General features: G+C 75.6%; 15 protein-coding genes. 9 read left to right on the top strand and 6 right to left on the bottom strand.

Going from position 1 to position 17,774, the window contains the following annotated elements; translation table 11 throughout:
• Positions 1–33: 33 nt before the first annotated feature.
• Positions 34–2,115, top strand: a complete 2,082-nt coding sequence (locus ACFVU3_RS24190; protein WP_390069186.1) for a penicillin acylase family protein — start codon at positions 34–36, stop codon at positions 2,113–2,115.
• Positions 2,112–2,678 (top strand): GNAT family N-acetyltransferase, encoded by a 567-nt coding sequence (locus ACFVU3_RS24185; protein WP_390069184.1) that lies wholly within the window; start codon positions 2,112–2,114, stop codon positions 2,676–2,678. The genes ACFVU3_RS24190 and ACFVU3_RS24185 overlap by 4 nt, the downstream gene beginning before the upstream one ends.
• Before the next feature lie 105 nt (positions 2,679–2,783).
• Here ACFVU3_RS24185 and ACFVU3_RS24180 read toward each other — a convergent pair whose 3' ends face one another.
• Positions 2,784–3,869: an amidohydrolase family protein gene (locus tag ACFVU3_RS24180; protein WP_390069182.1), complete on the bottom strand. Its 1,086-nt coding sequence runs from the start codon at positions 3,867–3,869 to the stop codon at positions 2,784–2,786.
• A 118-nt stretch (positions 3,870–3,987) separates the two neighbouring features.
• Here ACFVU3_RS24180 and ACFVU3_RS24175 point away from each other — a divergent pair, with 118 nt between their 5' ends.
• Entirely contained in the window at positions 3,988–5,088 is a 1,101-nt protein-coding gene (locus ACFVU3_RS24175) for a pyridoxal-phosphate-dependent aminotransferase family protein (protein ID WP_390069304.1), read from the top strand.
• A 148-nt stretch (positions 5,089–5,236) separates the two neighbouring features.
• On the opposite strand, the gene ACFVU3_RS24170 is transcribed toward ACFVU3_RS24175, so the two are convergent.
• Positions 5,237–6,304 carry an alkene reductase gene (locus ACFVU3_RS24170; protein WP_390069180.1) on the bottom strand — a complete coding sequence of 356 codons (1,068 nt, stop codon included), beginning with the start codon at positions 6,302–6,304 and terminating at the stop codon, positions 5,237–5,239.
• A gap of 134 nt (positions 6,305–6,438) precedes the next feature.
• Between ACFVU3_RS24170 and ACFVU3_RS24165 the strand changes: the two genes are divergently transcribed.
• Positions 6,439–6,942, top strand: a complete 504-nt coding sequence (locus ACFVU3_RS24165) for a MarR family winged helix-turn-helix transcriptional regulator (RefSeq protein ID WP_390069179.1) — start codon at positions 6,439–6,441, stop codon at positions 6,940–6,942.
• Between the two features lie 177 nt (positions 6,943–7,119).
• On the opposite strand, the gene ACFVU3_RS24160 is transcribed toward ACFVU3_RS24165, so the two are convergent.
• The 3 genes from ACFVU3_RS24160 to ACFVU3_RS24150 all read right to left on the bottom strand — a co-directional run bounded on the left by ACFVU3_RS24160 (position 7,120) and on the right by ACFVU3_RS24150 (position 10,100).
• Complete coding sequence (locus ACFVU3_RS24160; RefSeq protein ID WP_390069177.1) at positions 7,120–8,178, bottom strand: aminotransferase class V-fold PLP-dependent enzyme; 1,059 nt, start codon at positions 8,176–8,178, stop codon at positions 7,120–7,122.
• Positions 8,179–8,291: 113 nt separating this feature from the next.
• Positions 8,292–9,008 carry a DsbA family oxidoreductase gene (locus tag ACFVU3_RS24155; protein WP_390069175.1) on the bottom strand — a complete coding sequence of 239 codons (717 nt, stop codon included), beginning with the start codon at positions 9,006–9,008 and terminating at the stop codon, positions 8,292–8,294.
• Positions 9,009–9,119: 111 nt separating this feature from the next.
• On the bottom strand, positions 9,120–10,100 hold the full coding sequence (locus ACFVU3_RS24150; RefSeq protein ID WP_390069302.1) for a GlxA family transcriptional regulator: 981 nt from the start codon (positions 10,098–10,100) through the stop codon (positions 9,120–9,122).
• A gap of 274 nt (positions 10,101–10,374) precedes the next feature.
• Between ACFVU3_RS24150 and ACFVU3_RS24145 the strand changes: the two genes are divergently transcribed.
• The gene (locus tag ACFVU3_RS24145) at positions 10,375–11,757 is read left to right on the top strand and encodes an MFS transporter (RefSeq protein WP_390069173.1); all 1,383 of its coding nucleotides are present in this window, start codon (positions 10,375–10,377) and stop codon (positions 11,755–11,757) included.
• 54 nt (positions 11,758–11,811) lie between these two features.
• Here ACFVU3_RS24145 and ACFVU3_RS24140 read toward each other — a convergent pair whose 3' ends face one another.
• Positions 11,812–13,305, bottom strand: a complete 1,494-nt coding sequence (locus ACFVU3_RS24140) for an aldehyde dehydrogenase (NADP(+)) (protein WP_390069171.1) — start codon at positions 13,303–13,305, stop codon at positions 11,812–11,814.
• A gap of 135 nt (positions 13,306–13,440) precedes the next feature.
• Between ACFVU3_RS24140 and ACFVU3_RS24135 the strand changes: the two genes are divergently transcribed.
• The 4 genes from ACFVU3_RS24135 to ACFVU3_RS24120 all read left to right on the top strand — a co-directional run bounded on the left by ACFVU3_RS24135 (position 13,441) and on the right by ACFVU3_RS24120 (position 17,635).
• Positions 13,441–14,211, top strand: a complete 771-nt coding sequence (locus ACFVU3_RS24135; RefSeq protein ID WP_390069170.1) for an IclR family transcriptional regulator — start codon at positions 13,441–13,443, stop codon at positions 14,209–14,211.
• A 180-nt stretch (positions 14,212–14,391) separates the two neighbouring features.
• A complete protein-coding gene (locus ACFVU3_RS24130; RefSeq protein WP_390069168.1) occupies positions 14,392–15,840 on the top strand; it encodes a peptidoglycan D,D-transpeptidase FtsI family protein in 1,449 nt (482 codons plus the stop codon).
• Positions 15,841–16,012: 172 nt separating this feature from the next.
• A complete protein-coding gene (locus tag ACFVU3_RS24125) occupies positions 16,013–16,399 on the top strand; it encodes a hypothetical protein (RefSeq protein ID WP_390069300.1) in 387 nt (128 codons plus the stop codon).
• A gap of 48 nt (positions 16,400–16,447) precedes the next feature.
• Positions 16,448–17,635: an MFS transporter gene (locus ACFVU3_RS24120; RefSeq protein ID WP_390069167.1), complete on the top strand. Its 1,188-nt coding sequence runs from the start codon at positions 16,448–16,450 to the stop codon at positions 17,633–17,635.
• Positions 17,636–17,774 lie beyond the last annotated feature (139 nt).

Here is a 17,774-nt window from a genome sequence, read left to right as displayed (position 1 = left end):
ACATCTGGAAGCACACGGACGGGATCGGATCGGGTGAGCATCGAGGTCTACCGGGACGCGTACGGCGTCCCCCATCTGCGTGCCGCGGACCCGGAGGAACTGGCCTTCGCGCAGGGCCGGGTCACCGCGCGCGACCGCGCCTGGCAGCTGGAGGTCGAGCGCCACCGGGCCCAGGGCACCACCGCCGCCTTCCTCGGCGCGGCCGAGACCGGCTGGGACGTCTTCGTCCGGCGGGCCCGGCTCGCCGACACCGCGCGCCGCTGCCTGGCGCGCCTGGAGGAGACCGACCCGGAGACCGCGGACTGGGTCCGGGCCTACGCCGACGGCGTCAACGACGGCCTGGCCGAAGGGGCCCCCCGGGCCCCCGAGTTCGCCGCGACCGGGCTCTCCGCCGGACGCTGGGAGGCGTGGACGCCGCTGGCCGTCTGGCTCTCCACCCACATCCTCTTCGCCGGATTCCCGACCAAGCTGTGGCGCGAGCAGGTGGCGACCGGGCTCGGCGAGGAGTGGACCGAGCTGTTCGCCGCCGACGGGCCGGCCACGGCCGGCTCCAACGGCTGGCTGGTGGCCGGCGAGCGGACCGCGAGCGGGGCGGCCCTGGTGGCCGGCGACCCGCACCGGTTCATCGAGGCGCCGGGCGTCTACCAGCAGATCCGGCTCGCCTGCCCGGAGTACGACGTCGTCGGCCTCGCCGTGCCGGGCGTGCCCGGCCTCGCCCACTTCGGGCACACCGGGCCGGTCGCCTGGGCCATCACCAACGCGATGGCCGACTACCAGGACCTCTACCGGGAGCGGCTGCGGCGCACCGCCGACGGCGGCGTCGAGGCGTACGGCCCGGACGGCTGGCGCCCGGCCACCGCGCACACCGAGACGGTCGAGGTCTCCGGCGGCGACCCGGTCCTGGTCGAGCTGGTCGAGACCGGCCGCGGCCCGGTGATCACCGATGACGGGCCGGACGCGCCCGGCGCCGAGTGGGAGGGGCTGAGCCTGCGGTACGTGCCCCGGGTCACCGGCCGGCTGGGCTTCGAGGTCCTGCCGCGCCTGCTCGCCGCCCGTACCGTCGCCGAGGTCGACACGGCCCTGGACGCCTGGGTGGAACCGGTGAACGTGGTGCTCGCCGCCGACACCGCGGGCGGGCTGCTGCACCGGGTCGCCGGACACGTCCCGGTCCGTGACCGCGCCAACTCGCTGCGGCCCGTGCCCGCCTGGGAGCCCGGGCACGCCTGGGCGGCGGACCCCGCGCCGCTGCCCCGCGCCGAGGTGCGCGGCCACGCGGTGATGGCCAACGCCCGGGGGATCGCCGCCCCGCTCGGCGTCGAGTTCGCGCCCGCGCACCGGGCCGACCGGATCGCCGAGCTGCTCGACGCGTCCGACGCCTGGACCGCCGAGGCCACCGCCGCCGTCCACCGCGACACCGACAACCGCGCGGCGGCCCGGCTGCTCGCCGCCGTGGAGGCCGCGGGGGAGCTCTCCCCGGCCGCCGCGGACGTCCGGAAGCGGCTGCTCGCCTGGGACCGGCGGATGGCCGCCGACAGCACCGACGCCGGGCTCTACGCGGCCGTGCGGGGCGCGGTGGTGCGCCGGCTCGCCGCGCACGAGGTCTTCGCGGGGCTGCGCGAACCGGCGCCGTACCCCGAGGTGTTCCGGCCCTGGCTGTACCTCGGCCCCCGGGTCGGCCTCGCCCTGGAGACGCTGCTGGTGTCCGGACCCGTCCCGGCCGGCGACGTCGCCCGGGTCGTCCGCGAGGCGCTGGAGGAGACCGGCGCGGGCGAGCCGCCCGCCGCCTGGGGCGTCACCCACCGGCTCGCGCCCTGGCAGGCGCTGCCGGATCCCGCCGACGGGAGCGACGCGCGGTGGCCCGGGCTCGCCGGCGACCACGACTGCGTCCTCTCCACCTCCAGCGCGCCCGGCTACACCGACCGCAGCGCCCGGGCGTCCGCCGCCCGTTACGTGTGGGACCTCGCCGACCGCGGACGCAGCGGCTGGATCGTGCCGTTCGGCGCGTCCGGGGTGGCGGGCGACCCGCACCACGAAGACCAACTCCCCCTGTGGCTGCGGGGCGACCTCGCCCCCGTCACCACCGACTGGAACCGCCTCACCAAGGAGCAGGGATGACCACCCCCGTCTACGTCCAGGCCGTCGAGGGCCTCGGCACCGTCGCCGTCAGACCGATCGTCCCGGACGCGGACGCCCCGCTCCTCCACGCGTGGGTCAACGAGGAGCGGGCCCGCTTCTGGGGCATGAACGGCACCACCGTCGAGCAGGTCAGGGACATCTACGCACACCTGGACTCGCTCACCACCCACCACGGCTTCATGGTGGAGCTCGACGGGGAGCCGGCGGCGATCTTCCAGACGTACGAGCCCGGGGCGGACCGGGTCAGCGAGTGCTACGAGGTGGAGGAGGGCGACATCGGCTGCCACTTCTTCATCGCCCCGAGCACCACCCCGTCGCACGGCTTCTCGACCGGTCTGATCACGGCGCTCACCGCCTTCTGCCTCCGTGACCACACCCGGATCGTGGTCGAGCCCGACGCGTCGAACGAGAAGGCCGTCACGCGCATGGCGCTGGCCGGTTTCGAGCTGGGGCCCGAGGTCGTCCTCCCCGAGGTCGACCTGCCGGAGGTGTTCATCCCGGAGAAGAAGGCCCGGCTGGCCTTCCTCCGCCGGACCGTCTGACCGACGACTCCGGGCGGGGGTCCGGCCGTCCGCCGGGGGTCCGGCCGTCCGCCGGGGGTCCGGCCGTCCCGCCGGGCGGGGACCCGGCCCGGCCGGCCGGCGCCGTCAGGCGATGATCCGGCCGTTGACGACGACCCGGCGCGGGGCCGCGAGGACGCGGACGTCCGCGCGCGGGTCCTGGTCGTAGACGACCAGGTCGGCGGGGGCGCCCTCCTCCAGGGCGGGGCGGCCGAGCCAGGCCCTGGCCCCCCAGGTGGTGGCCGAGAGGGCGTCGAGGGCCGGGATGCCGGCCTTCGTCAGCTCCTCGACCTCCTCGGCGACCAGGCCGTGGGCGAGGGAGCCGCCCGCGTCGGTGCCGACGAAGACGGGCACGCCCGCGTCGTACGCGGCGCGGACGGTGTCGTACCGGCGCGCGTGCAGCCGCCGCATGTGGGCGGACCAGCGGGGGAACTTGGCCTCGCCGCCGTCCGCGAGGTGCGGGAAGGTCGCGATGTTCACCAGCGTGGGGACGATCGCGACGCCCCGCTCCGCGAAGAGCGGGATCGTCTCCTCGGTCAGGCCGGTGGCGTGCTCGACGCAGTCGATGCCGGCCTCGACCAGATCGCGCAGCGAGTCCTCGGCGAAGCAGTGGGCGGTGACCCGGGCGCCGAGCCGGTGCGCCTCGGCGATCGCCGCCTCCACCTCGGGGCGCGGCCAGGACGGCGTGAGGTCGCCGACCTCGCGGTCGATCCAGTCGCCGACCAGCTTGACCCAGCCGTCGCCGCGCCGGGCCTCCCGGCCGACGTAGGCCACGAGGTCGGCGGGCTCGATCTCGTGGGCGTAGTTGCGGATGTAGCGGCGGGTGCGGGCGATGTGCCGGCCGGCCCGGATGATCTTCGGCAGGTCCTCGCGCGCGTCGATCCAGCGGGTGTCGGAGGGCGAGCCGGCGTCCCGGATCAGCAGGGTGCCGGCGTCCCGGTCGGTGAGGGCCTGCTTCTCCGCCGTGGCCTCGTCGACGGGGCCGTGCCGGTCCAGGCCGACGTGGCAGTGGGCGTCGACCAGACCGGGCAGGGCCCAGCCCTCGACGGCCACGGCCTCCCCCGCCGGCCGCTCGAAGGTGATCCGCCCGTCCACGCACCAGAGTTCGTCCCGCACGTCGTCCGGGCCGACGAGCACCCGCCCCTTCACGTGCACCACCTCGTGATCGCTCATGCCAGCACTGTACGAGGGCCCGCGGGGGCGGTGGGCGTACGCTGGCCGACGGGTGTCCGGCACGATCGGCGGGACGCCTCCGGCCGTACCACCGACCCGAGAAGGCACCACCGTGACCGTGACACATCCGCTGCTCGACCTGGCCCCGATGACCGCCGCGCACTTCGCGTCCATCGAGCGGCGGGTCGCCGCGCTGCTCTCCACCGAGCAGGACGTGGTGATCACCCAGGGCGAGGCGCTGCTGCCCCTGGAGGGGTGCATCCGCAGCGGGGCGCGGGCCGGCTCGACCGCGCTGAACGTGGTGACCGGTCCGTACGGGCAGACCTTCGGCAACTGGCTGCGCGACTGCGGGGCGACCGTGGTCGACCTGGCCGTGCCCTTCCACACCGCGGTCACCGCCGGGCAGGTGGAGCGGGCGCTCGCCGAGCACCCGGAGATCGACTTCGTGTCGCTGGTGCACGCGGAGGCCGCCACCGGCAACACCAACCCGGTCGCGGAGATCGGCGAGGTCGTGCGCGCCCACGGCGCCCTGTTCTACCTGGACGCGGTGGCCTCCATCGGCGCCGAGCCGGTGCTGCCGGACGCCTGGGGCGTCGACATGTGCATCATCGGCGCGCAGAAGGCGATGGGCGGCCCGGCCGGGGTCTCCGCGGTGTCGGTGAGCGAGCGGGCCTGGGAGCGCTTCGCCGCCAACCCGGCCGCCCCGCGCCGCTCGTACCTCTCCCTCCTGGACTGGAAGGAGCGCTGGATCGACGGCGGCCGCAGGACGCTGCTGCACGCTCCGGCGCAGCTGGAGATGCTGGCCCTGGAGGCGTGCGTGGAGCGGATCGAGGCGGAGGGCCTGGACCGGCTGATGGCCCGGCACGCCTCGGCCGCGGCGGCGACCCGGGCGGGCGCGCGGGCGCTGGGCGGCGGCCTGGAGCCGTACGTGTACGAGGCGCGGGACGCCGCCCCGGTGGCGACGACGCTGCGGGTCCCGGCGGACCTGGACGCCTCCGAGCTGGTGGCGAAGGCGCTGGCGGCGGACCCGTCGCTGCCGCTGATCGCGGGCGGCGGGGCGCTGGCGAAGGAGATGGTCCGGGTGAACCACTACGGAGCCGACGCGACCCCGAACGCCGTGCAGTCGTCGCTGGCCGCCCTGGGCGCGGTGCTCGGCGAGGCCGGCCGGAAGGTGGACCTGGAGGGCGCGCGCCGGGCGGTCACGGAGACCTGGGCGTAGTCCGCGGCACGGGCGCCGGCCGGCGGGGGCACGCCCTGCGCGGGCGGGGACGTCCGTACGTGCCCGAAGGGCGGGGACGTCCGTACATACCCGAAGGGCGGGGTCCGGCGCCGGACCCCGCCCTTTCGTGTGCCTTCGGCGGCCCTGACTACAGCGCGGGGTAGTCGGTGTAGCCGCGGTGGTCGCCGCCGAAGAAGGTGGCGGGCTCGGGGGTGTTGAAGGGGCCGCCGGTGCGCAGGCGCGCGGGCAGGTCGGGGTTGGCGAGGAAGAGGGCGCCGTAGGCGACGAGGTCGGCGGTGCCGTCCTCGATGAGGGCCAGGGCGTCGGGGCCGGTGGGGCCCTCGGTGGCCGGGTTGAGGATGAGCGTGCCGGAGTAGCGCTTGCGCAGGGCGAGCGTGAGGTCGCGGATCTCGGGCGCGGGCTCCGTGATGTGCAGGTAGGCGATGCCGAGCGGCTCCACGGCGTCGACGAGCGCCGGGTAGATCTCGTCGGTGTCGGTCTCGGCGATGTCGTTGTAGGTGTTGGCCGGGGAGATCCGCAGGCCGGTGCGGTCGGGGCCGATGGCGTCGGCCACGGCCTTGACGACCTCGACGGCGAAGCGGATGCGGTTCTCGACCGTGCCGCCCCACGCGTCGGTGCGGTGGTTGGAGCCGGTGGCGAGGAACTGCTGGATCAGGTAGCCGTTGGCGCCGTGGATCTCGACGCCGTCGAAGCCGGCCTCGACGGCGTTGCGGGCGGCCTGGGCGAAGCCCTCGACGGTCTCGTGGATCTCCTCTTCGGTGAGCTCGCGCGGGGCGACGAAGTCGATCAGGCCGGTGCCGGCGAAGAGCTGTCCGGCCGGGGTGACCGGGGAGGGGCCGACGGGGTGGAGGCCCTCGCCGAGGACCTGGGGGTGACTGATCCGGCCGGCGTGCATCAGCTGGGCGAAGATCCGGCCGCCGCGCTCGTGGACGGCGTCGGTGACCTCGCGCCAGGCGGCAATCTGTTCGGCGGAGTGCAGGCCCGGGGTGTTGGGGTAGCCCTGGCCGATGGCGGTGGGCTGCACGCCCTCGGTGATGATCAGGCCGGCGGAGGCGCGCTGGGCGTAGTACTCCGCGATCAGGGTGGTGGGGAGGCGGCCGTCGCCCTCGGCGCGGCTGCGGGTCATGGGGGCCATGGCGATGCGGTTGGCGAGGCGGGCGCCGGCGAGGTCGACGGGGTCGAAGGCGGTGGTCATGACGGTCTCCCGGGCAAATATGTGGTCGGCCAAGTATGTGGCGTGCCGCCACTGTAACCCATTCATTGGCCAGCCAAGCAAAAATCCTGGTCGCGGTAACCTGGGGGGCGAGGAACCGCCCCCGAGGAGCCCCGATGACCACAGTCGAGCCCGTCTGTACCGAGCAGCTGCCGTCCGCCGCACGCGGCGGCCCGGTCGGCATGACCCTGGCCCGGGTCTCCCGGACGCACCGGATCGCGATGGGGCGGCGCCTGCGCGAGCTCGGCCTCTACCCGGGCCAGGAGCTGATGATGATGCGGCTGTGGGACTGCGGGGCGGTCCGCCAGTCGGAGCTGATCCAGTCGCTCGGCCTGGACCCGTCGACCGTGACGAAGATGCTCCAGCGCCTGGAGCAGTGCGGATACGTGCGCCGCTCCCCCGATCCCGCCGACCGGCGGGCCGTGCTCGTCGAGGCGACGGAGTCGGGGCAGGCCCTGAAGGCAGGGGTCGAGGGCGCCTGGTCCGACCTGGAGGAGAGCTCGCTGGCCGGGCTCGGCCCGGCGGAACGGGCGGAGCTGGCCCGCCTCCTCGGCGTCCTGGCGGAGAACCTGCGCGCGGAGGCGGGCGAGGCGGGCGAGTGCCCGCCGCTGAACTGCTGAACCGCCGGCCGGCCGATGGCGGGACGACTGACCGCTGACGGCTGACGACCGACGGCGGGACGACTGACGGCTGACGGCTGACGGCTGACGGCTGACGGCTGAACCGTCGGACCGCCGGACGGTCCGACGGGGTCGGACGGGGTCCGACGTGGTCGGACCGCCGGAGCTCCGGGCCGGTCAGCCCGCGAGGACGTCCAGGGCCCGGTCGACGTCCGCCGCCGTGTTGTAGAGGTGGAACGAGGCCCGCAGATTGCCGGCCCGGGCCGACAGCAGGACGTCGGCGGCGCGGAGCGCGTCCGCGCGGTGGCCGAGGCCCGGCACGGCGACGACCGTGGAGTCGTCCATGACCGGCTCGTGCCCGGCGGAGAGCAGTCCGGCGCGGAAGCGGGCGGCGAGCCCCTTGTCGTGCGCCTCGATCCGCTCGATGCCGATCTCCTCCAGGAGCGCGAGGGAGCGGGCCGCGCCGTGGTACGCGAGGAAGGCGGCGGGCTCGTCGAACCGGCGGGCGGAGCGGGCGAGTTCGCGCACCGGGCCGTAGCTGTTGACCCACCGCTCCTCGCCGGTGACCCAGCCCGCGTGGATCGGCAGCAGGCTGTCCTGGGCCTCCTCCGTGACGGTGAGGAAGGAGGTGCCGCGCGGGCAGAGCAGGTACTTGTAGGCGCCGGCGACCGTGTAGTCCCACTCCCCCGCGGCCAGCGGCAGCCAGCCCGCGGACTGGGTGGCGTCGAGCAGGGTGCGGGCCCCGTGGGCCGCGGCGGCGGCCCGGACGGCGGCGAGGTCGGCGGTGCGGCCGTCCGCCGACTGCACGGCGGAGAGGGCGACCAGCGCGGTCTCCGGGCGGACGGACTCGGCGAGCCGCTCCAGCGGCACGAAGCGGGTCTTCAGGTCGCCGCGGACGGTGAACGGCGTGATGAGGGAGGAGAAGTCGCCCTCGGGGAAGAGGATCTCGGCGCCGGAGGGCATCGACTGGGCGATCATCCCGCAGTGCACGGCGACCGCGCTGCCCACCGCCACCCGCCCGGCCGCGACGCCGGCGATCCGGGCATAGGCGGCGCGGGCCTCGTCGACGACATCGAAGCTGCCGGCGCCGTCGGGGCGGCCGTCCGCGGTCTCCTCGGCGAGGAGGGTGACCGCCTCGACGGTACGGCGCGGCAGCAGACCGCAGGCGGAGGTGTTCAGGTAGGTCCGCTTGGGGGCGAACTCGGCGCCGCCGAGCGGCTGGTCGAGGGAGTCCATGGCCCCAGCCTGGGCTCCCCACGACCGCCCGTCAATGCCCGTCGATCATGGGGAGCCCCCAAGCGCCGCTTATCTCCGCAGGTCAGAGCGGTGAGTGGGGTGCCGGCGCGTCGTCAGGCGCGCGGCGGGACCTCGCAGCCGTCCGGGCCGCACGCCTCGGCGTCGGTGGCGGCGCCGCCGACCGGCTGGAGGGCGCGGCCCTGCCACGCCTGCTCCAGGGCCTGGGTGAAGACCTCGGCGGGCTGCCCGCCGGAGACGCCGTAGCGGCGGTCGAGGACGAAGAACGGCACGCCGTTGGCGCCGAGTTCGGCGGCCTCCCGCTCGTCGTCCCGCACCGCGTCGGCGTAGGCGGACGGGTCGGCGAGGACGCCCCGCGCCTCGGTCTCGTCGAGTCCGGCCTCCACGGCGAGGGCGACCAGGGTCTCGTCGTCGAAGACCGAGCGCTCCTCGGCGAAGTTCGCCCGGTAGGCGAGGTCCAGCAGCTCGTTCTGCCGGCCGCGCTCCCTGGCGAGGTGCAGCAGCCGGTGGATGTCGAAGGTGTTGCCGTGGTCGCGGCCGTCGGCCAGGTACTCCAGGCCCTCGGCGTGCGCGTTGGACGCGACGTGCGCCTCCATGGCCCGCGCCTCGTCGAGCGTCCGCCCGTACTTCTTCGCCAGCATCTCCAGGACGGGCCCGGTGTCCCCCTTGGCCCGGTGCGGGTCGAGCTCGAAGGACCGGTGCACGACCTCGACGTCGTCGCGGTGGGCGAAGGCGGCGAGGCCCTTCTCGAAACGGGCCTTGCCGATGTAGCACCAGGGGCAGGCGATGTCCGACCAGATCTCTACGCGCATGGGTTTCCTTCTCCGGGGGTGGTCTGTCCTCCCGGAAACGCGGGGCGGACCGGATTTCATTCCGTTTGCCCGCCCGGTGTGAGCCGGAGCACGGCACGCACCGGGCGCGGATCAGGCCGGGGAGCCCGCGGCAGCGCTCCGGGCCAGCCGGCTGAAGGAGCTCCGGTACGCGCTCGGGGTCAGTCCCGTACGGCTCTGCACGTGCTGCCGCAGCGAGTCCGCGGAGCCCAGCCCGCTCGCCCGGGCGACCGCGTCCATGCCGAGCGAGGTCGTCTCCAGGAGCTCCTTGGCCCGCTCGACCCGCTGGTGCAGCAGCCACTGGAGCGGGCTCACCCCGGTCTCGGCCCGGAAGCGGCGGGAGAGGGTGCGGACCGACACCCCGGCGTGCCGGGCGAGGTCGGTGAGGGTGAGCGGCGCGTCGAGGTGTTCCATGGCCCACGCGCGCGTGACGGCGAAGGAGACCCCGCGCTCGGGCGGCAGCGGGGTGTCCGTGAACTGGGCCTGGCCGCCGGGGCGGACCGGCGCGACGAGGGCGAGCCGGGCCACCGTGTTGGCGACGGCGGCCCCGTGGTCGGTGCGGATGACGTGCAGGCAGAGGTCGATGCCGGCCGCGTAGCCGGAGGAGGTGAGCACCGGCCCGTCCTGGACGTAGAGCACGTCTCCGCGCAGGTCGACGGCGGGGTGGCGGTCGGCGAGGAGCTGCCGGTAGGCCCAGTAGGTGGTGGCGGCCCGGCCGTCGAGGAGCCCGGCCTCGGCGAGCGCGAAGGCGCCCGTGCAGATGGAGGCGATCCGGGCGCCGCGGGCGGCGGCGCGGCGCAGGGCGTCGAGGATGCGGGGATCGGGATCGGTGTACGAGCCGCTGCCCGAGAGGACCACGGTGTCGGCCGCGTCGACGGCGTCGAGCCCGCGCGGCACGACCAGGTCGAGCCCGCCGGTGGTGGCGACCGGCCCGGGGTCGGGGGCGCAGATGACGGTCTCGTAGCCGGGCGCGCCGTCGACCTCGACCTTGTCGAAGAGCATCTCCGGGATGGCGAGGTTGAACATCGAGACGGGTGGCGCGGCGATGACGGCGACCCGGCGGACGGCGGGCACGGGGCGCGCGGCCGGGGCGGGGGCCGGCCCGGACGGCCACCGGGCCGCCGGCGCGGCGGAGGCGGGGACCGGCGCGGCGGAGGCCGGGGCCGGCGCGGCGCAGGCCGGCGCCGGGACCGGAGCGGCCGGCCGCCGGGAGGCCGGTGCGGGCTGCCGGGGCGGGACCGGCGCGGGTGCCCGGGGCGGGGGCTGCTGGGGCGGCATGGCCAGAACCTCCGGTCATCTGGCATTCGGGCCACTACTGTACGGCGCCGCCGGTCACGAGGGTGGGGCCATGACCTCGACGCGTACCGATCCCGCTTCCGCCGGCCCCGCCCCCGCCCCCGCCAGGCCGCGGACCCCGCCGTCCTCGCCCGGTCCGGCGCTCGGCGCCGCGGTGCTCGGCTTCGCCCTCATCACCCTGGACACCTCCGTCGTCAACGTGGCGCTGCCGGCCGTCGGGGCCGACCTGGGCACGGGGATGACGGGGCTCCAGTGGGTGGTGGACTCCTACACGCTCGTCTTCGCGGCGCTGCTGCTCTCCACCGGTGCCCTGGCCGACCGGGTGGGGGCGAGCCGGGCCTTCGGCGCGGGGGTCCTCGTCTTCACGCTCGCCTCGGCCGTCTGCGGGCTGGCGCCCGGGCTGCCGGAGCTGCTCGCGGCCCGGGCGGTGCAGGGGGTCGCGGCGGCGGTGATGCTGCCGGCCTCGCTCGCCCTGGTGCGCGAGGCGTACGCGGATCCGGGGCGGCGGGCGAAGGCGGTGGCGCTGTGGGCGGCGGGCGGCACGGTCGCGGTGGCGCTCGGGCCGGTGGCGGGCGGGGCGCTGACGACGGCGTGGAGCTGGCGGGGCGTCTTCTTCGTCAACCTGCCGCTGGGGCTGCTGGCGCTGGTGCTGCTCGCCCGGGTGCCGGCCTCGGCGCGGCGGCCCGCGCCGCTGGACGTGCCCGGCCAGCTGACGGCGGTGGCGGCGCTGGGCGCGCTGACCTTCGCGGCCATCGAGGGCGGGGCGGAGGGCCGCTGGGCGCTCGGTCTCGCCGCGCTGTCCTTCGCGGCCTTCCTGCTGGTCGAGACGCGGCGGAGGCATCCGGTGGTGCCGCTGGGCCTGCTCCGGAACACGACGGTGGCGGTCGCGGTGGCGGTGGGCGCGGCGAACAGCGTGGCCTTCTACGGCATGGTCTTCGTCTTCGGTCTCTTCTTCCAGCAGGCGCTCGGCCTCTCGCCCCTGGGGGCGGGGCTGATGTTCCTGCCGATGACGGTGCTGCTCGCGGGGGTGAACCTCCTCTCGGCGAGGGTGGCGGCGAGGTACGGGGCGCGGGTGCCGGCCCTGCTCGGCCAGGCGGTCGCCGTCGCCGGTCTCCTGGCGCTGCTCGTGGTCGACGAGGACACCGCGCCGGCCGCGCAGGCGCTGCTGCTGGTGCCGATGTCGCTGGGGGTGGGCTTCTCGCTGCCGCCGCTGATCGCCGCGATGATGGAGGCGGTGCCGGCGGAGCGGGCCGGGACGGCGGCGGGCCTGCTCAACGCGGTCCGGCAGACGGCGGGCGCGCTCGCGATCGCGGTCTTCGGCTCGCTGGCGGCCCGGGGCTTCGGCACGGCGCTGCCCGCGAGCCTCCTGATCAGCGCGGCCCTGCTCACCCTGACGGGTCTGGCCTCGCTGCGCCTTCCGCGCGTCCGCCGCTGACGCCCCGGCCCGTGCGGGGGCCCCGCGGGATCCGTGGGGCCCGGTCGCGGGGGCTCAGTGGCGCGGGACGCCCAGCGGGTTGCCGTCGCGCAGCTCCGGCGGGAGGAGGTGCTGCGGGGTCGACTGGTAGGTGACCGGGCGGAGCCAGCGCTCGATGGCGGTGGCTCCGACCGAGGTGGAGGTGGAGGTGGTCGCCGGGTAGGGGCCGCCGTGGTGCTGGGCCGGGGCGACGGCGACCCCGGTGGGCCAGCCGCCGACGAGGATCCGGCCTGCGAGCGGGGTGAGGGCGGCGAGCAGGCCGGGCGCGGCCGGGTCCTCGTCGGCGCAGTGCAGGGTGGCCGTGAGGTTGCCGGGCAGCCGGCCGAGGACGGCGGTGATCTCGTCCTCGCCGGTGTAGCGGGCGACGACGGTGACGGGGCCGAAGCACTCCTCCAGGAGGAGGGCGTGGCCGCCGTCGGCGAGCCGGGCCGCGTCGACGGCGAGGACGCCGGCGGTGACGGTGTGCTCGTCGGCCGCGCCGGGGGCGACGGGGGTCTCGACGCCGTCGAGGGCGGCCCGGTCGGTGACGCCGTCGACGAAGGCGGCCCGCATCCGGTGGTCGAGCAGGACGGCGGGGCCGGCCTGGCCGACGCCCTCGGCGAGGGCGGCGAGGAAGCGGTCGCCGTCGGTTCCGGCCGGGGCGAGGACGAAGCCGGGCTTGGTGCAGAACTGGCCCGCGCCCAGGGTCATGGAGCCGGCCAGGCCGGTGCCGAGCTCCTCGGCGCGCTCGGCGGCGGCGGCGGGGGTGACGACGACCGGGTTGAGGGAGCCGAGTTCGCCGTGGAAGGGGATCGGTACGGGGCGGGCGGCGGCGGCGTCGAAGAGCGCCCGGCCGCCGCGCACCGAGCCGGTGAAGCCGGCCGCGGCGACCAGCGGGTGGCGGACCAGCTCGACGCCCGCGTCGAAGCCGTGCAGCAGGACGACGACGTCCTCGGGGAGGCCGGCCTTGGCGGCGGCCCGGCGCAGCAGTCCCGCGGCCAGTTCGGAGGTGGCCGGGTGGTCGGGGTGGGCCTTGACGACGACGGGGCAGCCGGCCGCGAGGGCGCTGGCGGTGTCGCCGCCGGGGACGGAGAAGGCGAGCGGGAAGTTGCTGGCGGCGTAGACGGCGACGACGCCGAGCGGGATCTTCCAGCGGCGCAGGTCGGGGCGGGGCGGCACGGCCGACGGGTCGGGCAGGTCGACGCGTACGTCGAGGAAGGCGCCCTCGTCGACGACGGCGGCGAAGGCCCGCAGCTGGGCGGTGGTGCGGGCGAGTTCGCCGGTGAGCCGGGGGGTGCCGAGGGCGGTCTCGGCGTCGGCGGTGGTCACGACCTCGTCGGCGGCGGCGTCGAGGAGGTCGGCGGCGGTCCGGAGGAAGGCCGCCCGGACCGTGCGGTCGCCGAGGGACTCCCGGGCGGCGTGCGCGGCGCGGACCGCGCGGTCGACGTCCGCGGCTGTGGCCTCCGTCGCGACCCGCTCGCGACGCTTCCCCGTCCGGGGGTCCACACTCCACACTGCTGCTGCCGACACCGCGACACCCCTGTCCACTCTGACTGTTCACTATGATGAACGTCGTTCTTGTGCATGAACGCTTCCGGGTGGACTCTATTGACGCCACGGGCGTTCCCACAAGGTCGTCCGGAAGTCAGGGAGAAGGGCGGGGTCATGGCGGGTGCCGACGCGAGCGGTGCGCAGGTGAAGTCCGCGGTGCGGACGGTGGAGCTGCTGGAGTTCTTCGCCGGCCGGCCCGGGATGCACACCCTGGCCGCCGTCCAGGAGGCCGTCGGCTATCCCAAGTCGAGCCTCTACATGCTGCTGCGCACCCTGGTCGAACTGGGCTGGGTGGAGACCGACGCCACCGGCACCCGGTACGGCATCGGGGTGCGGGCCCTGCTGGTGGGGACCTCGTACATCGACGGCGACGAGGTCGTGGCCGCCTCCCGGGTCACCCTGGACCGGCTCTCGGACGACACCACCGAGACCGTGCACCTCGCCCGGCTCGACGGCACGAGCGTGGTCTATCTGGCCACCCGCCAGTCCCAGCACCACCTGCGGCCCTTCACCCGGGTCGGCCGCCGGCTCCCCGCCCACTCGACCGCGCTGGGGAAGGCGCTGCTCGCCACCCACGACGACGCGCAGGTGCGGGAGCTGCTGCCGGCCGCGCTGCCGTCGGTGACCGAGCACACGATCACGGACCGGGAGCGGCTGATCGAGGAGCTGGCGGTCGTGCGCGAGCAGGGGTTCGCGGTGGACCGCGAGGAGAACACCCTGGGGCTGCGCTGCTTCGCCGTGGCGATCCCCTACCGGGACCCGGCGCGGGACGCGCTCAGCTGCTCGGTGCCGGCCGCGCGGCTGACCCCGGGCCACGAGCAGCTGATCAAGGACGCCCTGTTCGACGCGCGCGACCGCCTGACGCTGGCGACCCGGCGGCTCTGATCCCGGCGGGTCCGGGCCCGCCGGGTCTGATCCCGGCGGGTCCGGTCACGGAGGGTCCGGACCCTGGGCCTCCGCGCCCCGGGCGGGGCGCCGGGACGGATGCGTGCCGCATGAACGTTTCCTGAGAATCGGACCGCATCCGGAACGCCTCCCACCGCCCCGTTCGTCCCACCTGGTGCCATGAACAAGACGATCAGGCGCACCTCGGTCTTCGCGCTGCTCCTCGTGCTCGCCCTCCTCGGCCGGGCCACGTGGGTGCAGGCGTACGAGAGCAAGGCGCTCGCGAACGACAGCAAGAACCGGCGGAAGACCATCGCGCAGTACGCGCAGCCGCTCGGGAACATCGTCGTGGCCGGCTCGCCGGTCACCGGCTCGAAGCACACCGAGAGCGGTGATCTCGCGTACGAGCGGACCTACACGGACGGCGAGCTGTACGCCGCGGTCACCGGCTACAGCTCGCAGGCGTACGGCGCCACCCAGCTGGAGGGCATCTACTCCGGCGTCCTGGACGGCACCGACGACCGGCTGAAGAACCCCGTGGACGCGGTCACCCGCAAGCAGCAGGAGCCGGGCACGGTCGTCACCACGATCGACCCGGACGTCCAGAAGGCGGCCTACCGGGCGCTCGGCGGCAACAAGGGCGCGGCGGTCGCGATCGACCCGGCCAGCGGCCGGATCCTCGCCATGGTCTCCACGCCCTCCTACGACCCCTCCGACATCGCCGGCACGACGGACGGCGGCACCTGGAAGGAGCTGACGGAGGACCCGGACAAGCCGCTGGTCAACCGGGCGCTGCGGCAGCCGCTGCCGCCCGGCTCCACCTTCAAGCTGGTGGTCGCGGCGGCCGCCCTGGAGGACGGCCTGTACTCCTCCGTGGACGTGCGGACACAGAGCCCCGACCCGTACACCCTGCCGAACACCCGGACCGTCCTGAAGAACGAGAACGCCTCGGCGCCCTGCGAGGACGCCACGATCCGCACCGCGCTCCAGTACTCCTGCAACAACGTCTTCGCCAAGATGGCGGCCGACCTGGGGCAGGACAAGGTGAAGGCGATGGCGGAGAAGTTCGGCTTCGACGACGACGAGCTGGACGTGCCGGTCCGGGCCTACGCGAGCGTCTACCCGTCCGGCATGGACGCGGCGCAGACCGCGCTCACCGGGATCGGGCAGTTCGACGTCACCGCCACCCCGCTCCAGATGGCGATGGTCTCGGCGGTGATCGCCAACGACGGGCAGCTGGCCGCCCCGCACATGGTCTCCGAGGTGGTCGACTCCGACGGCGACGCCCTGGAGTCCCACGACGACGGCGACACCACCCGGGTCGTCTCCTCGGCCACCGCCGAGCAGCTGCGCAGCGCGATGGTGACGGTCGTGGAGAAGGGCACCGGCACCAACGCGGCGGTCCCGGGGGCCGAGGTCGGCGGCAAGACGGGCACCGCGCAGCACGGCGAGAACAACAGCAAGACGCCCTACGCCTGGTTCACCTCGTACGCCGAGGACCCGTCGACCGGGAAGCAGGTGGCGGTGGCCGTGATGATCGAGGACTCGGGCGCGGCCCGTTCCGAGGTCAGCGGCAACGGCCTGGCGGCACCGGTGGCGCAGAAGATGATGGCGGCGGCGCTGCGGTGACGCCGGGGGCGGCGGCCCCGGAGTGACGCCCGCGGGGGCCGGATTGGCCCCCGCGGGCCCTCGCGCGATATGCAGGGTCACGCTCGAACAGAACATGCGTTCCCGAACTGTCGATCTTGCTCCGCGGAGGACCGTCGTGCGTCGCCTGCCCCGTTCGCTGTCCGGCTGGACCATGGCGGTCTTCGGCCTCCTCGCCGCCGCCCTCGGGGTGGTGGGCCTGGTCGCCCCGGACGCCCTGCTCACGGTGATGGGCTTCGAACCGGTGCCCGACGGGGGCCGGGCGGACGGCGACCACACGCTGGTCTTCCTCACCGCCTCCTCGATGGCCGCGCTCAACATGGGCGTCTACTACGTGCTCGCCGCGCTCTCCGACTGGAAGGCGTTCTTCCGCTGGACGGTCCCCTTCCGGCTCCTCACCTGCGCGGTCTTCACCCTCGCCGTCGCCACCGGACGGGCCCCCTCCGGCTTCCTCGGGGTGGGGCTGTGGGAGGGGCTCGGTGCCGTGGTCACGGGGGCGGCGCTGTGGTACGAGCGGAAGCGGGCCGCCCGCCCGGAATAGGGCAGGTGCCTGATCCGCCGGGGCCACCTCAGACGCCACGCTGCGGCCATGCGCTGGTATCTGACAGGTGTGGTCGTGTCCGGGTTCGGGACGACGGCGATGTGGCTGGTCTCCGGGATCTGGGTCAAGTCGCTGACGGGTTCGGACGGGCTCGCGGCCCTCACCGCCTTCGCCCTCTGGGCCCCGGCCCTGCTCGGGCCGCTCCTCGGCACGGTCGCGGACCGGGTGCGCCGCCGTCCGCTGCTGATCGCCCTCGACCTCGCGGCGGCGGCCGTGCTGCCGGTGCTGCTCTGGGTGACCTCGGCCGACCGGGTGTGGCTGCTCTTCGCCGTCCTCGTGCTGTACGGGGCGCAGGGCGCCGTCCACGACGCGGCGGAGCAGGCGCTGCTCGCGACCGGCTTCGCCAAGGAGCGGCTCGGCTCGGTCAACGGCCTGCGGATGACGGCGAACGAGTCGATGAAGCTGATCGCCCCGCTGGCCGCGGCGGGGCTCTTCGCCCGGTACGGGGGCGGGCCGGTGGCCCTCCTCGACGCGGCGACCTTCGTCCTGGCCGCGGGCGCCTTCGCCGCGATGCGGGTCCGGGAGGAGCGGCCGGCGCCCGCCGCGCGGCACCGGGGCGCGTGGCGGCGGGAGACCGCCGAGGGCGTCCGGCTGCTGGCCGCCTCGCCGGTGCTGCGCCCGCTGGTGGCCACCGGGGCGTTCACCATGCTGCTCGCCGGGGTGAACGGGGCGGCGGTGTACGCGGTGGTGGACCAGGGGCTCGGCCGGCCGCCCGCGTACGCCGGAGTCCTCTACGCGGTGCAGGGCGCCGGTTCGGTCCTCGCCGGACTGACCGCCGGGCCGCTGCTGCGCCGGGTGCCCGAGCGGCTGCTCGCCGCCGCCGGGCTGGCGCTCTTCGCGGTGGCGGCCGGAGCCCGGGCGCTGCCGTTCGAGGCGACGGCGCTGGCGGCGAGCGCGGTGATCGGGATCGGCATGCCGTGGGTGCTGGTCGCGGCGGTGACCGCGGTCCAGCGGGAGGCCCCCGCGGAGGCGGTCGGCCGGGTCGCGGCGACCGCGAACACCGTGCTGTTCGTGCCGAACGCGCTCGCCCTGGCGCTGGGCGCGGCCCTGGTCACGGCCGTGGACGTACGGCTCCTGCTCCCGGCGCTCGCGGTGGCGGGCCTGGCCTGGGCGGCGGTCGCCGCGACGGGGGCCCCGGCCCGCGCGCGGGGCGACGCCGTCACCGCCTCCTCGTAGCCCCCGGCACGCGCGCGCCGGCGCCGGCACCGCGTCCGCATCCCCTGCTCCGCCCCTGGTCGGACGCCTCGTGGTGCGTGGGCGCGGGGGGCCGGGGAGCATGGAAGGGGCGGCGGGCTGGGGCCCAGGCGGGAGGAGG

This window comes from Streptomyces sp. NPDC058052, from assembly GCF_042885515.1.
Taxonomy (GTDB): Bacteria; Actinomycetota; Actinomycetes; order Streptomycetales; family Streptomycetaceae; genus Streptomyces.
Note: the sequence above shows the minus strand (reverse complement) of the source record. Positions and strands in the feature narration are given on the sequence as shown.

Bases quoted from the DNA above. Each gene is read 5' to 3' on its own strand.
- ACFVU3_RS24185 (WP_390069184.1), top strand. From the start codon at position 2,112: ATGACCACCCCCGTCTACGTCCAGGCCGTCGAGGGCCTCGGCACCGTC.
- ACFVU3_RS24180 (WP_390069182.1), bottom strand. From the start codon at position 3,869: ATGAGCGATCACGAGGTGGTGCACGTGAAGGGGCGGGTGCTCGTCGGC.
- ACFVU3_RS24170 (WP_390069180.1), bottom strand. From the start codon at position 6,304: ATGACCACCGCCTTCGACCCCGTCGACCTCGCCGGCGCCCGCCTCGCC.
- ACFVU3_RS24165 (WP_390069179.1), top strand. From the start codon at position 6,439: ATGACCACAGTCGAGCCCGTCTGTACCGAGCAGCTGCCGTCCGCCGCA.
- ACFVU3_RS24160 (WP_390069177.1), bottom strand. From the start codon at position 8,178: ATGGACTCCCTCGACCAGCCGCTCGGCGGCGCCGAGTTCGCCCCCAAG.
- ACFVU3_RS24155 (WP_390069175.1), bottom strand. From the start codon at position 9,008: ATGCGCGTAGAGATCTGGTCGGACATCGCCTGCCCCTGGTGCTACATC.
- ACFVU3_RS24145 (WP_390069173.1), top strand. From the start codon at position 10,375: ATGACCTCGACGCGTACCGATCCCGCTTCCGCCGGCCCCGCCCCCGCC.
- ACFVU3_RS24135 (WP_390069170.1), top strand. From the start codon at position 13,441: ATGGCGGGTGCCGACGCGAGCGGTGCGCAGGTGAAGTCCGCGGTGCGG.
- ACFVU3_RS24130 (WP_390069168.1), top strand. From the start codon at position 14,392: ATGAACAAGACGATCAGGCGCACCTCGGTCTTCGCGCTGCTCCTCGTG.
- ACFVU3_RS24125 (WP_390069300.1), top strand. From the start codon at position 16,013: ATGGCGGTCTTCGGCCTCCTCGCCGCCGCCCTCGGGGTGGTGGGCCTG.
- ACFVU3_RS24120 (WP_390069167.1), top strand. From the start codon at position 16,448: ATGCGCTGGTATCTGACAGGTGTGGTCGTGTCCGGGTTCGGGACGACG.